We start from the raw sequence: 14,055 nt of genomic DNA, 5'->3' as shown, positions 1-14,055 counted from the left end.
CATGCCTGTCCCGCGCCTGCGCCGCCGTATAAGCTGCATGGCGATTCTCTGTCGCCGAGAGGCGTGGAGACAGCAGGGGCGTGCGTCAAGGGTGAAGGAATGGCAGGGATCCAAGCGCGCGTTCTGATCGTCGCGCGCGACGATGCGCTGGCCGGCCCCCTCGCCGAGGGGCTGGATCGCCTCGGCTGGCGCACCATCACCGCCCGCGGGCCCTATGCCGCCGCGGCGGCGCTCGCTGACATGAAGATCGAGGCGGCGATCATCGACCTGTCCAGCGCCGGGGAAGACCCGGTCGGACTCGTGCGCCGGCTGAAGGAAGTCTGTTCGCCCCGCCGCCTGCCGGTCCTGGCCATCGGCGAGCCGCAGGGCGACGGGCCGCACGGCTACGATCTCATGCTTGCGCCGCCGCTGCATCCCTCGCAGGCGGTGCTCAGGCTGGAGAGCCTGGTGCGTCTGGCCGTGGCGGAAGAGGAGTTCGAGCTGCGCGCGGAAACCCTCGCCGAGCGCGGCCGCCAACTGGATCCGCCGGAGTTCGACCAGGCGCCGTTCCGCGTCCTGGCCATCGGCGAGCCGGCGCCTCAGTTCCTGGCCCTTTCGAACGCCCTCGCCCGCAGCGGCGCCGAGATCGTCGGCGCCTTCACGGCTTACACGGCGTTCGACTACCTGCACGAGCGGCCGTTCGACGCCGTCGTCCTCTGGGCGGGCGACAATTCCCAGGAGGCGCTGTCGATCGCCGCCGGAATGCGCCGCAACACTCGCCTCTACCACGTGCCCGCGCTGCTCTACATGCGCGAGGAATCCTACGTGACCACGGCGGAGGCCTATCATCGGGGCATCTCGGACGTGGCCTCCCCCGAAACGCCCGAGCGCGAGACGGCGCGGCGCGTCATCGAGCTCGCCCGCAGCTATCGCCGCCAGACCGGCATCCGCAAGGCCCTCGAGAAGGCGCGGAACTCCGGCCTGATGGACGCGGCGACCGGCCTGTTCACCCGCGACCTCTTCGCCCACCACCTCATCCGCCTCGCCCAGGCCTCGCGCCAGCGCAACCGCGCGCTGTCGGTCTGCGTGCTGCGGGTGGCCGACCGGCCTGATGTCGCCATCGCCCGCGCCGGCGGATGGCTGGAGCGCGCCGTGCCGCAGATCGGTTCGATGATCGGCCGGCTCGTTCGGGTCGAGGACACGGCCGCGCGACTGGGGCCCGAGGTCTTCGCCCTCGCCCTGCCCGCGACGGCGCAGGCCGCGGCGCGGGCCGCCGGTGAGCGGATCGGCGCGGTGATCGGCTGCACGGCCTTCGAATCCGGCGAGGGCAAGGCGCCGTTCGTCGTCGAGTTCGACATCGGCGTGGCCGAGGTCGCCTCTCCCGAACTTGCCGGCCGCGCGCTGGAGGAAGCGGCGGCCCGCGCCCTGACCCGGCAGGCGAGCTAGAGCCAGCCAGACTCCGAAAGCCGGTCCAGAAGCCACAGCCGCGCCGGCGGCAGCGGCCGGTTTAGGGGCGCGAAGACGAAGGCCTCGAGGAAGTGGGCGGTGAGGTCGAGCCCCGCGCGCACGTCGCCGGGCGCGAGCCGCGCCTGCGCCCCCAGCATGAACGGCGGCAAGGGCAGGAGCCGGTCCTTGTAGGGTTCGCCCGCCTGCCGGCTGACGGCGCGGCCGGTGCGCGGGCTCACATAGATCAGATCGTCCACCGCTCCCGTCGCCGCGCACCGGCTGAGATCGAGTCCAAAGCCGAGGTCCTGGAGCAGGCCCGCCTCGAAGCGCACGTACACCGCCGGCCAGATGTCTGGATGGGGCAAGGCGCTCTGCAGGGCTTCGAACGCAAGAAAAGCCCCCGGATGCGGCTCGCGCTCCGGCAGGGCCCCCGCCGCCACCGCCGCCGCGGCCGAGAGCCCCGCCAGGGCCAACGCATCGTCGAACAGCGCCGAAGGCCCCTCACCCACCGGCTCGAGGCTGGCCGAACCGAGCTGGTCGGAAACCCGCGCCCGGTAGCGGACCAGCGCCCGGGCGCCGGCCTGTAGGAAGGGGCGCAGCTTGCGCGAGGCGCCGCCCGCCACATGCGCCGCATACTTGCCGTGCCGTTCGGTCAGGAGTTCGACGATGGCTCCCGTCTCGCCGAAGGCGCGGGCCGAGAGCACGAAGGCGTCGTCCTCGAATTCCATGGCTCAGAGGCTCACGGGGTCAGGCGTCGAAGTCCAGCCCCACGTCCCCGTAGAGCTCGCGGCGGTCCTGCCAACGCTCGTCGACTTTGACGTGCAGGAACAGGTGCACCTTGCGCTCCAGCAGCCCCTCCAGCTCCTCGCGGGCGTGCTGGCCGATCCACTTCAGCGTCTGGCCGTTCTTGCCGAGGATGATCGGCCGCTGGCTCTCACGCTCCACATAGATGGACTGTTCGATGCGGACCGAGCCGTCCTTGCGCTCCTCGAACGCGGTCGTTTCCACGGCCGCGGCGTAGGGCAGCTCCTCGTGGACCCGCAGGTAGAGCTTCTCGCGCGTGATCTCCGCGGCGAGCAACCGCGCGGGCAGGTCGGCGGTCTGGTCTTCCGGATAGAGCCAAGGGCCTTCCGGCATCAGCTCCGCCAGCCGACGCTTCAAGTCCTCGACCCCAGAGCCGTCGGCCGCGGAAATCATGAAGACCTCGGAATAGGCCCCAGTGTCGAAAAGGGTTTTCGCCAGCTCGAGCAGGCGCTCTCGCTTGACGCCATCGATCTTGTTGAGCGCCAGGATCGCCTGCCGGCCGCTGGCCTTCAGGCCCTCGACGATGGTCTGGACGTCGTGGGCGGCGCGCTTGTCCGCGCTCTTGGCGCCGGGCTCCGCTGCGGCGAGTTCGGCGGCGGCGTCGACCAGGTGGAGCACCGCGTCCGCGTCTTCTGCCCCGGTCCAGGCTGACCTGACCATCGCGCGGTCCAGGCGCCGCCGGGGAGCGAAGATGCCGGGCGTGTCCACCAGCACGATCTGAGCTTCTCCCGCGATGGCGACCCCGCGCACCGGAAAGCGGGTCGTCTGCACCTTTTGGGTGACGATCGACACCTTCGCCCCGACCAGGCGGTTGGTCAGGGTGGATTTGCCCGCATTGGGGGCGCCGATCACGGCGACGAAACCTGCGCGCGTCAAAGTCCGCTCTCCCGTTGCTGCAACATGAGCCTGGCGGCGGATTTTTCCGCCTCCTGCTTTGACCGTCCGCGCGCCGAGACCGGCGCAAACCCCTCGATCGCGACTTCGACCGTGAAGTCGGGCGCGTGGTCGGGCCCCTCGCGCCCCACGATCCGGTAGGCCGGCAGCGGCAAGCCGCGTCCCTGGGCCCATTCCTGAAGGGCGGTCTTGGAGTCCTTCACCCTAGGCGCATCGAGGCGCTCGATCTCCTCGTCCCAGAAACGGGCGAAGAACTCGCGCGCGGCGTCAAGGCCCGCGTCCTGGTAGATCGCCCCGATCAGCGCCTCGGCGGCGTCGCCCAGGATGGAGTCGTTGTCACGCGCTCCGATCTTGCTGGCGCTGGCCGACAGCCGCATCGCCGCGGGCAGGCCGATGCGGCGGGCCACCCGGGCGCAGGTCTGGTAGTTCACGAGCGCGGCCACCATCCGCGAGAGCTCGCCCTCGCGGGCTTCGCCGTGCCGACGCATCAACGCCTCGGCGGCCAGCAGATTCAGGACCCGGTCGCCCAGGAACTCCAACTGCTCGTTGTGGGCGACCTTGACCGCCCCCTCGCCGACGCTGGCGTGCGTGAGCGCCTGCTCAAGCAGCGCTGGATCGCCGAACGGCCGGCCGATCAGGGTTTCCAGCTCGGCGACTGCGGCTTGGCGCCTGTTCATTTCAGCAGGTTGAAGAACCGGCCGGGCCGGGCGTCGGTGAACCAGGTCCAGGGCTTGAAGACCGAAACGTCCTTGTCCCAGGACAACAGGATGATCTCGGCCTTGCCCACCAGGTTCTCGGCCGGCACGTAGCCGACGCCGACCGCCGAGGGGACCCGGCTGTCCAGGGAGTTGTCGCGATTGTCGCCCATGAAAAAGTAGTAGCCCTCGGGCACCACATAGACGTCAGTGTCGTCGACCTCCCCGTCCGGGCCGAAATCGTAGGTCACGTAGGAGCGGCCGTTGGGTAGGGTCTCGCGGAAACGCTCGACCTCCCTGGAGAAGCCATAGCCGGTGTCGACCATTTGCGGCGACAGGGGCTCGCGCGGGACTTCCTTGCCGTTGATGAAGACCGCGCCGCCCTTCACCTGGACGCGGTCGCCCGGCAGGCCGATGAGGCGCTTGATGTAGTCGGTGCGCCCGTCCCGCGGCAGCTTGAAGACGACGATGTCGCCCCGGTGCGGCGCTCGCTCGAACACGCGGCCCCGGAACAGCGGCGGGCTGAACGGGATCGAGTGATGGGACCAGCCGTACGCGTATTTTGAGACGATGATGTAGTCGCCTTCCAGAAGCGTCGGCTCCATGGAGGCCGAGGGGATCGTGAACGGCTGGAACAGCAGCACCCGCAGGAACAGCGCGATCAACAGCGCATAGACGACGGTCTTGACGATCTCGACGATCTCCGAGACCGCGCCGGACTTCTGGGTTGGCTCGGCGCTCTGCGCTTGGTCGGACATGAAGCTGCCTTGGAAACTCCGGATACGCCGGAACGGGCGTTAGCTAGACGCTGGACCGGCGCGGAGCAAGCTTTGCGCCCGTGAACTCTGCGTCATGGGGCGGTTCGTCGCCGCCGATGGTGACAGGGCGCACGCTCAAGGTCTATTCGCGGCGCATGACCAGACCTTCCTTGCCCTGGCCGCATGTCGCGCTCGCACTGGCCGTGGTGGCGGTCTGGGGCACCAACTTCGTCGTGATCAAGGTGGCGCTGGAGCATCTGCCGCCGCTGACGCTGGCGGCGCTCCGATTCGCCTGCGTGGTCCTTCCGGCGGTGTTCGTGCTGAAGCGGCCGCCGGCGTCGTGGCGCAATCTCGCCGGCTACGGACTGCTGATCGGCGCCGGCCAGTTCGGCCTGCTGTTCCTGGCGATGAAGGGCCACATCTCGCCGGGCCTGGCCTCGCTGGTCGTGCAGATGCAGGTGTTCTTCACTATCGGCCTGTCGATGCGGCTGACGGGCGAGCAGGTGCGTCCCTTCCAGCTCGCCGCCCTTGGCCTGGCCGCGCTGGGCCTCATCGTGATCTTCAGCCACACCGGGGGCGATGTGACGCCGCTGGGCCTGGCGATGGTGCTCGGCGCGGCGCTCAGTTGGGCCGGCGGCAACACCGTCTCGCGGGCGGCCGGGCCGGTGAACGCCGTCGCCTACGTAGTCTGGTCCAGCATCTTCGCCGTTCCGCCGCTCGCCATCCTGGCGCTTAGCGTCGAAGGCTGGCCGGCCATCCTGGCGGGTGTGCGCGACGCCGATGCGGGAACATGGGCGGCGGTGATCTGGCAGGCGGTGGGCAACAGCCTGTTCGGCTATGCGGCCTGGAGCTGGCTGCTCTCGCGCCATCCAGCCGCGACCATCACGCCCATGGCCCTGCTGATCCCGATCTTCGGCATGGGCGCTTCCACCCTGGTCCTCGGCGAACCCCTGCCCCTCTGGAAGATCGCGGCGGCCGGGCTGGTGATGAGCGGCCTGGCGGTGAACCTGTTCTGGCCGATGCTGCGCCGAAGCATGCGGACGGCGGTCTGATCAGCCCTCCGCCGGCAGGGCCTCGATGATCACGAACGCCTGGGCGTAAGGGTGGTCGTCGGTCAGCGACAGGTGGATCACCGGGCGCATGCCGGCCGGGGTGATGGCGTTCAGTCGCGCCAGCGCGCCGCCGGTCAGGGCCATGGTCGGCTGGCCCGAGCGCCGGTTCACCACACCCATGTCGCGCCAGAAGACCCCGGCCCGCATGCCCGTGCCCAGCGCCTTGGCGCAGGCTTCCTTGGCCGCGAAGCGCTTGGCGTAACTGGCCGCCGGATCGTTCTTTCGGTCCGAACGAGTGCGCTCGATCTCGGTGAACACCCGGTGACGGAAACGGTCGCCGAAGCGCCTGAGGCTGTTCTCGATGCGGCGGATATCGGACAGGTCCGAGCCGATGCCGATGATCACGCCGCCTGCTCCGCCCGGGCTTCATCCATCAGCGCGCGCATCCGCTGTATCGCCGCGGGCAGGCCGATGAAGATCGCTTCGCCGATCAGGAAGTGGCCGATGTTGAGCTCCATCAGCTCAGGAATGGCCGCCACCGGCTTGACCGTCTCATAGTCGATGCCGTGGCCGGCGTGGACCTCCAGGCCCAGGCGCGCGGCCTCGGCGGCGGCGGTCTTCAGCGCTTCCAGCCTCGTCTGCGCTTCGGGCGAGCGGTGGCGGACGGCTTCGCAGTAGGCGCCGGTGTGCAGCTCGACGACCGCCGCCCCCGCCGTCTTCGCCGCCGCCACCTGGGTCAGGTCCGGATCGATGAACAGGGACACGCGGACGCCCGCCGCCGACAGCCGTCCGACGACCGGGGCGATGGCGTTGTGGCCCTTGACCACGTCCAGGCCGCCCTCCGTGGTCACCTCCTCGCGGCGCTCGGGCACCAGGCAGGCGGCGTGCGGCCGGTGCGCGAGCGCGATGGTCTCCATTTCGGCGGTGACCGCCATTTCGAGGTTCAGCGGCCGTCCCCGCCGACGCAGGATCACCGCCAGGGCGTCGATGTCGGCGTCGGAGATGTGCCGGCGGTCCTCGCGCAGGTGCGCCGTGATCCCGTCCGCCCCGGCCATCAGCGCCATCTCCGCAGCGCGTACGGGGTCGGGATAGCTCTCCCCCCGCGCATTGCGGATGGTGGCCACGTGGTCGATGTTGACGCCCAGGCGCAGCCGCTTCACGCCGAGAGCCTCCTGCTGCCGGGATCTTCCACCGGGATCGCCGCGAGTTCGGGCGGCAGTTGATCGGCGGGATAGGCCGGCACGTCCAGCCGAGCCAGGGCGATGAACGGGGCTCCGGGGTCGGCCCGGCCGCCCGAGCGGTCGACCAGGCAGGCGGCGCAGACGACGTTCCCGCCCGCCGCCTTGATCGCATCCACGCACTCGCGCGAGGACAGGCCGGTGGAGACGATGTCTTCCACCATGGCGATGCGCGCCCCCGGCTTGATCGAAAAGGCCCGGCGGAACTTGAAGACGCCGCCCTCGCGCTCGACGTAGATCGACGGCACGCCGAGGTGCCGGGCGGTTTCGTAGCCCGGGATGATGCCGCCGACGGCGGGGGAGACGCAGACGTCCACCTCTCCCACCTTCTCGCGGATCTTGGCCGCCAGCGCCCGGCAGAGGCGCTCGGTGCGGTCCGGATACTGGAACACCAGGTTCTTCTGCAGGAAGACGCCCGAGTGCAGCCCGGAGGACAGCACGAAGTGCCCCTCTCTCAGCGCGCCGGCGGCGCGAAATTCCTCGAGGACTTCGTCGGTGTTCATGGGCGCTCTCCTGACCTGACGCGGATTAGCGAACCCGACCGCGGCTGTCATCAGGCACGGTGGCGGAGAAAGTCGAGGATCAAACCTGGGCGGCGATGGCGCGCTTAACGGCCGCAAGCTGCGCCTCATCGCGGCGATAGAAGGTCCATTGCTTGATGCGCTTGGCGCTCACCAGTCCGGCGCTGGTCAGCACCTTCATGTGCTCGCTGAGGGTCGGCTGGGAAATCCCAAGCTTCTCAGCGATGAAGAGCGCGCAAACCCCATCCTGCAGGAGGTCGCCGTCCACCTGCGGCGGGAAGTTGGCGACGGGGTCCTTCAGCCAGTCGAGGATCTGCAGGCGCTTGTCGCTGGCGAGGGCGCGGAGGATGTCGGCGAGTTCCATTTTGCCACTTTGCCAACTCCCGAATTCATGTCAAGGAGCGGGCTCCACCAGCCCTGAGAGTCGTCATGCCGGCCTTTCCCTTCGTCACCGTCGACGTGTTCACCGACCGCCGCTTCGGGGGCAACCCCCTCGCCGTCTTCACGGACGCCCGCGGACTGTCGGACGCGGACATGCTCCACCTGGCCAACGAGATGAACCTCAGCGAGACGACCTTCGTGCTGCCGCCGGCGGATCCGGCCAACACGGCCCGGGTCCGCATCTTCAACACCACGGCCGAGATGCCCTTCGCCGGCCACCCCATGATCGGCACGGGCTGGGTGTTGGCCCAGCGCGGACTGGGGCGCGACGGCGTGCTCTCCTTCGAGGTCCCCGCAGGACTTGTCGAGGTGCAGGCGACGGCCGCGGGCGCGGTCATCTCGGCGCCTCGTCCGCTCGTGATCGGTCAGGAGCTTCCCGTGGAGGCGGTCGCCGCCTGCGCCAGCCTGACCGCCGCGGATATCGTGACCGGTGCGCACCGGCCGGTCTGCGCCTCGGTCGGCGTCGATTTCGCGTTTGCGGAGGTGACCCTGGACGCATTGTCCCGCGCCGCGCCCGACGTCACCGCATTCCGCCGGGCGCTTGCCGAGGCGCCCGCCATGGACGACCAGCGCATGTCCCTGCATCTCTATGCTCGCGAGGCGCCGGGCCGGCTGCGCGCGCGCATGTTCGCGCCGCTGACCGGCACCTTCGAAGACCCCGCCACCGGCAGCGCCAATGCGACCCTGGCCGCCCTGCTCCTGTCGCTGGGCGAAGAGGAGCGCGCGACCTTCGAGATCGTCCAGGGCGTGGAGATGGGGCGCCCGAGCCGGCTCACGGCCACCGCGACCCGTCAGGCCGACGGGGTGCGGGCCACCGTCGGCGGCGGTTGCGTGCCGGTCTTGAGCGGTCAGGCCGAACTCTGAGCCGGGCGGCGTGAGCAATCCCGAGGTCGCCATCGTCGGCGCAGGTCCGGCCGGCTTGATGGCCGCCGAAGTCCTGTCCGCCGCCGGTCATTCGGTCGGCGTCTATGAGCGGATGCCGAGCGCTGGGCGGAAGTTCCTCATGGCCGGCCGCGGCGGGCTCAATCTCACCCATTCCGAGCCGTTCGAGGCCTTCGCCGCCCGATATGGCGAGGCGAGCACTCGCCTGAGGCCTTGCCTGGAGACGTTTCCACCCGCCGCGCTGGTCGCCTGGGCCGAGGGGCTGAGCCAGCCGACCTTCGTCGGTTCGGGCGGGCGGGTGTTCCCAAGGTCGATGAAGGCCTCGCCCCTTCTGCGCGCCTGGCTCGCACGGCTGGCGCAGCAGGGCGTGGACCTTCGCACCCGACGGTCGTGGGCAGGTTGGTCTTCGGACGGGGCGCTCGTCTTCGACGCCCCTGACGGGGCGCGGGAGGTGGTGAGGCCGCGCGCCGCGATCCTGGCCCTGGGCGGTGCGAGCTGGCCGCGGCTGGGCGCCGACGGCGGGTGGACTCCCTTGCTGGAGGCGATCGGCGCGCCGGTCGCACCGTTCCGCCCCTCCAACTGCGGCTTCGACGTCGCCTGGAGCGATATCTTCCGGCAACGCTTCGCCGGCCAGCCGCTGAAGGGCGTCGCCCTCACCTTCCAGGGGCGCACGGCGCGCGGGGATGCGATGGTCACGGCCTATGGGCTGGAGGGCGGGCCGGTCTACGCCCTCTCGGGCGCGCTGCGGCAGGCGATCGCCGACGAGGGCGCGGCCCGCCTGGTCGTCGACCTGCGGCCGGACCTTTCGAGAGATGATCTGGCCGCCAGGCTGGCCAAGCCGCGCCGGGGACAGACGCTCTCCAGCCACCTCCGGCGCGCCCTCAAGCTAAGCCCCGTCGCCGTGAACCTTCTGCGTGAAGCGCATGGGCTTGGCCTGCCTGCCGAAGAGCAGGCGCTGGCCGGGCTGGTCAAGGCCGCTCCCCTGGACCTGATCGGCGTCCAGTCCCTGGAACGCGCGATCTCCAGCGCCGGCGGCGTCGCCTGGACGGCCGTCGACGAGACCTTGGCGCTGAAGGCCCGCCCCGAGGTCTTCGTCGCCGGCGAGATGCTGGACTGGGAAGCGCCCACCGGCGGCTATCTGCTGCAGGCGTGCTTTGCGACGGGCGTCGCAGCCGCCAGGGGTGTGCTCGCAGCGCTGGACCGCTAAGGTCCCGCTTCGTTCAAATCGGACGGATCACGTGACCACCATCCTGCGCCTCGCCTTCGTCGCCCTCCTCTTCTTCACCGCGCCCGCGGCAAGCCTGGCGCGCGAAGCGCCCGCGCCCGCCGTGCTGGACGCCGGCGCCGTGGCCTCGCCCGACCGCTACGGCGCAGAGGCGGCCCGGGATGTCCTGAAGGCCGGCGGCAACGCCGTGGACGCCGCGGTCGCCACGGCCTTCGCCCTGGCCGTGACCTATCCCGAGGCGGGCAATCTGGGCGGCGGCGGCTTCATGACGCTTTATGTCGACGGCAAGCCCTACTTCCTCGACTACCGTGAACGCGCGCCTGGCAAGGCGAGCGCCGAGATGTACCTGGACGCCGAGGGCGAGGTCGTGCCGGACCTGTCCATCGTCGGCAACCTGGCCGCAGGCGTGCCCGGCACTGTTCGCGGCCTGGCCGAGGCCCACGCCCGTTTCGGCAAGCTGCCCTGGAAGCGCGTGCTGTCGCCGGCCATCCGCTATGCGCGCCGCGGCTTCGTCGTCTCCCCGCAGTTGATCGCCGTGCGCGACGGGACCCAAGGCGCCTTCGAGGGACGCACGAACTTCGCCCGCTATTTCGGCGCCATGCGCGCCGGCCAGACCTTCAGGCAGCCTGAGCTGGCCGCCACGCTGGAGCGCATCGCCAAGAACGGAGCAGATGAGTTCTACACCGGCGAGACCGCTGACCTGCTGGTCGCCCAGATGCAGCGGGGTGAGCGGCCCGGCTTGATCACGAAGGCGGACTTGGCGGCGTACAAGGCGGTGTGGCGCGATCCGATCGTCGCCGAATGGAACGGATTTCAGGTGGTGACGGCCCCGCCGCCGAGCTCGGGCGGCATCGCCCTCCTGCAGATGCTGACCATGAAGGCGAACGCTGCGCCCCTGTTCGAAGGCGTGGAACTCAATTCAGATCAGTACGTGCATCTGGTGGCCGAGATCGAGAAGCGGGTCTTCGCCGATCGCGCCGTCTATCTCGGGGACCCGGACTTCGTGGACGTGCCCACCTCGCGTCTGCTCGATCCCGCCTACCTCGCGCGACGCGCCCGCGAGATCGACCCCAAGCGTCCATCGCGGCTGAGGTCGGTGAAGCCGGGTCTCGAAAAGCCGCAAACCACTCACTTTTCGATCGTCGACCGCTGGGGAAATGCGGTGTCCAACACTTACACTCTGAACGGCTGGTACGGGTCGGGAGTGGTGGTCGAGGGCGCCGGCTTCCTGCTGAATGACGAGATGGACGACTTCTCGGCCAAGCCAGGCGCGCCCAACATGTACGGCGTCGTCGGCGGAGAGGCCAACGCCATCGCCCCCGGCAAGCGCCCGCTTTCCTCGATGACGCCGACGATCCTCGTCAAGGACGGCGCGCCAGCCATGGTGATCGGCACCCCCGGCGGCTCGCGCATCTTCACCTCGGTCTTCCAGGTCCTCGCAAACGTCTACGACTTCGGCATGCCCTTGGATCGGGCGGTGGCCGCCATGCGCTTCCACCATCAGCTCGTCCCCGAGAACGTGGTCTTCTTCGAACCCTACGCCATGGCGCCGGCCGATCTCGCCCACACCCTGATCCCGCGCGGCTACAGGATCGAAACCCAGGACTTCAGCGGCGACATCGAGGCGGTGCAGGTGGTCGGCCGCACCCCCGTCGTCGCTCCGGATCCTCGCGCCCGCGGCTTTGGCCTTATCGTTCCCTGAGCTCAAAGAGTGCTTCCCATGCGTCTGTCCCGCCGCGGCGACATCCCGCCATTCGTCGTCATGGAGATGAGCAAGGCCGCGTTCGAGATGGAGCGCGCCGGACGGCGCGTGTTCCACATGGAGGTCGGCCAGCCGTCCACGCGCGCGCCCGCCCTGGCCCGCGCCGCCGCCGCCAGGGCTCTGGAAGAGGATCTGCTGGCCTATACCGACGCCAACGGCGTGCCCGGCCTGCGCAACCGCATCAGCCGCTTCTACGCCGACCGCTACGGCGTCTCCGTGCCGGCCGAGCGGATCATCGCGACCACGGGCTCCTCGGCGGCCTTCGTCTTGACGTTCCTCGCCGCCTTCGACGCCGGCGCGCGGGTGGCGATCGCCGCCCCGGCCTATCCCTGCTACCGCAATGTGCTGGGCGCCGTGGACGTCGAGGTCGTGCCGATCCCGGTCGGGCCCGACACCCACTACCAGGTCACGCCGCAGCTTCTGGAAGCCGCCGGCCCCCTGGCCGGCGTGATGGTCGCCAGCCCCTCGAACCCTACGGGCTCCATCATCGACCATGCGGCGATGAAGGCGCTGGCCGACTACTGCTCCGCCGCCGGAATCACCCTGATCTCCGACGAGATCTATCATGGCCTGGAGTACGCCACGCCGGCGGTGACGGCGGCGGCCTATGACGAAAACGCCATCGTCATCAACAGCTTCTCGAAGTATTTTTCCATGACGGGTTGGCGGATCGGCTGGATGATCGCCCCGCCCGCCTTCGTGCGTCCCATCGAAAAGCTGGCGCAGAACCTCTTCATATCGCCGCCGACGATCTCGCAGATCGCCGCGACGGCGGCCTTCGACGCATCCGAAGAGCTTGACGGACACGTCGCCCGCTATCGGCAGAACCGCGACGTCGTGATCGCCGGCCTTCCGGCGCTTGGCGTGACGAGCTTCGCCCCGCCGGACGGCGCCTTCTACGTCTACGCCGACGTCAGCCATCTGACGGACGACAGCGTTCGCTTCTGCCGCGATCTGTTGGACGCCACCGGCGTGGCCGTCACCCCCGGCGTGGACTTCGACCGGGAACGCGGCCGTTCGACCATCCGCATCAGCTACGCCCGCAACCTGGCGACCGTGACCGAAGCCATGCAGCGGATGGCCGAGTTCGCGCGCCGCTAGATCAGGTCCCCGCCGGCCGCCGCCGCGGTCGTGCCGTCGCGCTCGTAGGCCTTGATGACGTTGCGGCCGACGGTCCAGCGATGCACCTCGTCCGGCCCGTCGACGAGCCGTTGCGAGCGGATGTGCGTGTACCAACGGGCCAGCGGGGTATCCATCGAGTAGCCCAGGGCGCCGTGCAACTGGATCGCCGTGTCCACCACCTTGTGCACCATGTGCGCCAGGAACACCTTGGCGATGGAGTTCTCCTGGCGCAGGTCCAGCCCCTTCTCGGCCTTGTAGGCGATGTGCAGCAGCATCAGCCGGGCCATGTAGAGCTCGCTGGCGCAGTCGGCGAGCATCCACTGAACGCCTTGGCGTTCCGACAGCTTCTTGCCGAAGGTCTCGCGCTTCGTGACGTGAGCGGTCGCCAGGTCGAGCGCCCGCTGGGCCATGGCGACGTTGTGCATCCCGTGCCGCAGGCGCCCATAGGCCAGGCGATGCTGGCCCATGTTGAAGCCGTTGCCCTCCCCGCCCAGCAGGTTCTCGGCCGGCACGACCAGATCCTTGATCTCGATCTCGGAATGGCCGCCGCCCATGATGTGCGACAGCGGCCCCTCCGCGGCCATGGTGTCGATGTCGCGTATGATCCGATAGCCGGGGTTCGGCAGCTCGACGATGAAGGTGGAGTAGCGCTGGTGGCGCGGCGCGTCGGGATCGGTCATGGCCATGACCAGGGCGATGTCGGCGACGCTCGCGGCCGAGGAGAACCACTTCTCCCCGTTCAGGATGTAGTTCTCGTTGCCGTCCTTAACTGCGCGGGTCTGCATGCCGGTGGCGTCCGCGCCGGCGGCTTTCTCGGTCATCGAATAGCAGATGCGCTTTTCGCCGTTCAGCAGCGGCTTGAGGTACTTTTCCTTCTGGAACTCGGTCCCGTGCGCCAGCAGGGTCATCATGGTGGCGTCGTCGGGACCCTGGGTGTTCATCGACAGCGCGCCCAGGTGGCTCTGGCCGAGCTCCATCTGCACCAGGGCGTTGGCCAGCGGTCCCAGCCCCATGCCGCCGTATTCCTTGGGAATGAAGGGACACCACAGGCCTTGGGCCCGCGCCTTGGCGCGCAGCTCGTCCAGGGTGGTCTTGTAGTCGGCGCCGGCGATCAGGCGCTGCTCGGCCGGAATGCATTCGTCCTGCACCCACTGGCGCACCCGTTCACGGATGGCCTTCGCCTCGGGCGGAATCTCGAAATCAATGGACATGTGCTTTTCCTCGCCTGCTGTCTCT

15 protein-coding genes are annotated in these 14,055 nt (G+C 69.5%); 6 read left to right on the top strand and 9 right to left on the bottom strand.

The window, feature by feature from the left end:
- The first annotated feature begins 99 nt into the window (after positions 1-99).
- Positions 100-1,425, top strand: a complete 1,326-nt coding sequence (locus ACK4YQ_RS11560; RefSeq protein WP_409611514.1) for a diguanylate cyclase domain-containing protein — start codon at positions 100-102, stop codon at positions 1,423-1,425.
- On the opposite strand, the gene recO is transcribed toward ACK4YQ_RS11560, so the two are convergent.
- From recO to lepB, 4 genes are read right to left on the bottom strand one after another with little or no spacing between them, the layout of a single operon-like run.
- Positions 1,422-2,153 (bottom strand): DNA repair protein RecO, encoded by a 732-nt coding sequence (recO, locus tag ACK4YQ_RS11555; RefSeq protein WP_409611512.1) that lies wholly within the window; start codon positions 2,151-2,153, stop codon positions 1,422-1,424. The two genes, ACK4YQ_RS11560 and recO, sit on opposite strands and share 4 nt — an antisense overlap.
- A 19-nt stretch (positions 2,154-2,172) precedes the next feature.
- Entirely contained in the window at positions 2,173-3,105 is a 933-nt protein-coding gene (gene era / locus ACK4YQ_RS11550) for a GTPase Era (RefSeq protein ID WP_409611510.1), read from the bottom strand.
- Positions 3,102-3,800 carry a ribonuclease III gene (gene rnc / locus ACK4YQ_RS11545; RefSeq protein ID WP_409611508.1) on the bottom strand — a complete coding sequence of 233 codons (699 nt, stop codon included), beginning with the start codon at positions 3,798-3,800 and terminating at the stop codon, positions 3,102-3,104. Before rnc ends, era begins: the two co-directional genes overlap by 4 nt.
- Entirely contained in the window at positions 3,797-4,576 is a 780-nt protein-coding gene (gene lepB / locus ACK4YQ_RS11540; protein WP_409611506.1) for a signal peptidase I, read from the bottom strand. Before lepB ends, rnc begins: the two co-directional genes overlap by 4 nt.
- 155 nt (positions 4,577-4,731) lie before the next feature.
- Here lepB and ACK4YQ_RS11535 point away from each other — a divergent pair, with 155 nt between their 5' ends.
- Positions 4,732-5,628: an EamA family transporter gene (locus ACK4YQ_RS11535; protein WP_409611504.1), complete on the top strand. Its 897-nt coding sequence runs from the start codon at positions 4,732-4,734 to the stop codon at positions 5,626-5,628.
- On the opposite strand, the gene acpS is transcribed toward ACK4YQ_RS11535, so the two are convergent.
- The 4 genes from acpS to ACK4YQ_RS11515 all read right to left on the bottom strand — a co-directional run bounded on the left by acpS (position 5,629) and on the right by ACK4YQ_RS11515 (position 7,751).
- Entirely contained in the window at positions 5,629-6,033 is a 405-nt protein-coding gene (gene acpS, locus ACK4YQ_RS11530; RefSeq protein ID WP_409611502.1) for a holo-ACP synthase, read from the bottom strand.
- Positions 6,030-6,788 (bottom strand): pyridoxine 5'-phosphate synthase, encoded by a 759-nt coding sequence (locus ACK4YQ_RS11525; protein WP_409611500.1) that lies wholly within the window; start codon positions 6,786-6,788, stop codon positions 6,030-6,032. Before ACK4YQ_RS11525 ends, acpS begins: the two co-directional genes overlap by 4 nt.
- A complete protein-coding gene (gene pyrE / locus ACK4YQ_RS11520) occupies positions 6,785-7,369 on the bottom strand; it encodes an orotate phosphoribosyltransferase (RefSeq protein ID WP_409611498.1) in 585 nt (194 codons plus the stop codon). The genes ACK4YQ_RS11525 and pyrE overlap by 4 nt, the downstream gene beginning before the upstream one ends.
- 79 nt (positions 7,370-7,448) lie before the next feature.
- Positions 7,449-7,751, bottom strand: a complete 303-nt coding sequence (locus ACK4YQ_RS11515) for an ArsR/SmtB family transcription factor (RefSeq protein WP_409611496.1) — start codon at positions 7,749-7,751, stop codon at positions 7,449-7,451.
- Positions 7,752-7,816: 65 nt separating this feature from the next.
- Between ACK4YQ_RS11515 and ACK4YQ_RS11510 the strand changes: the two genes are divergently transcribed.
- From ACK4YQ_RS11510 to ACK4YQ_RS11495, 4 genes are read left to right on the top strand one after another with little or no spacing between them, the layout of a single operon-like run.
- A complete protein-coding gene (locus ACK4YQ_RS11510; protein ID WP_409611494.1) occupies positions 7,817-8,692 on the top strand; it encodes a PhzF family phenazine biosynthesis protein in 876 nt (291 codons plus the stop codon).
- Positions 8,693-8,702: 10 nt separating this feature from the next.
- Positions 8,703-9,917, top strand: coding sequence for an NAD(P)/FAD-dependent oxidoreductase (locus tag ACK4YQ_RS11505; RefSeq protein ID WP_409611492.1), 1,215 nt, complete (start codon positions 8,703-8,705; stop codon positions 9,915-9,917).
- 31 nt (positions 9,918-9,948) lie between these two features.
- Positions 9,949-11,637 carry a gamma-glutamyltransferase gene (gene ggt / locus ACK4YQ_RS11500; RefSeq protein ID WP_409611490.1) on the top strand — a complete coding sequence of 563 codons (1,689 nt, stop codon included), beginning with the start codon at positions 9,949-9,951 and terminating at the stop codon, positions 11,635-11,637.
- Positions 11,638-11,655: 18 nt separating this feature from the next.
- Positions 11,656-12,798 carry a pyridoxal phosphate-dependent aminotransferase gene (locus ACK4YQ_RS11495; RefSeq protein ID WP_409611488.1) on the top strand — a complete coding sequence of 381 codons (1,143 nt, stop codon included), beginning with the start codon at positions 11,656-11,658 and terminating at the stop codon, positions 12,796-12,798.
- Here ACK4YQ_RS11495 and ACK4YQ_RS11490 read toward each other — a convergent pair.
- On the bottom strand, positions 12,795-14,030 hold the full coding sequence (locus tag ACK4YQ_RS11490) for an acyl-CoA dehydrogenase family protein (RefSeq protein WP_409611486.1): 1,236 nt from the start codon (positions 14,028-14,030) through the stop codon (positions 12,795-12,797). The two genes, ACK4YQ_RS11495 and ACK4YQ_RS11490, sit on opposite strands and share 4 nt — an antisense overlap.
- Between the last annotated feature and the right edge of the window lie 25 nt (positions 14,031-14,055).

Origin of the sequence: Phenylobacterium sp., from assembly GCF_046291545.1 — a bacterium.
GTDB lineage: Bacteria > Pseudomonadota > Alphaproteobacteria > Caulobacterales > Caulobacteraceae > Phenylobacterium.
The sequence above is the reverse complement of the archived record's forward strand: the minus strand, read 5'-3'. Positions and strand labels throughout refer to the sequence as shown.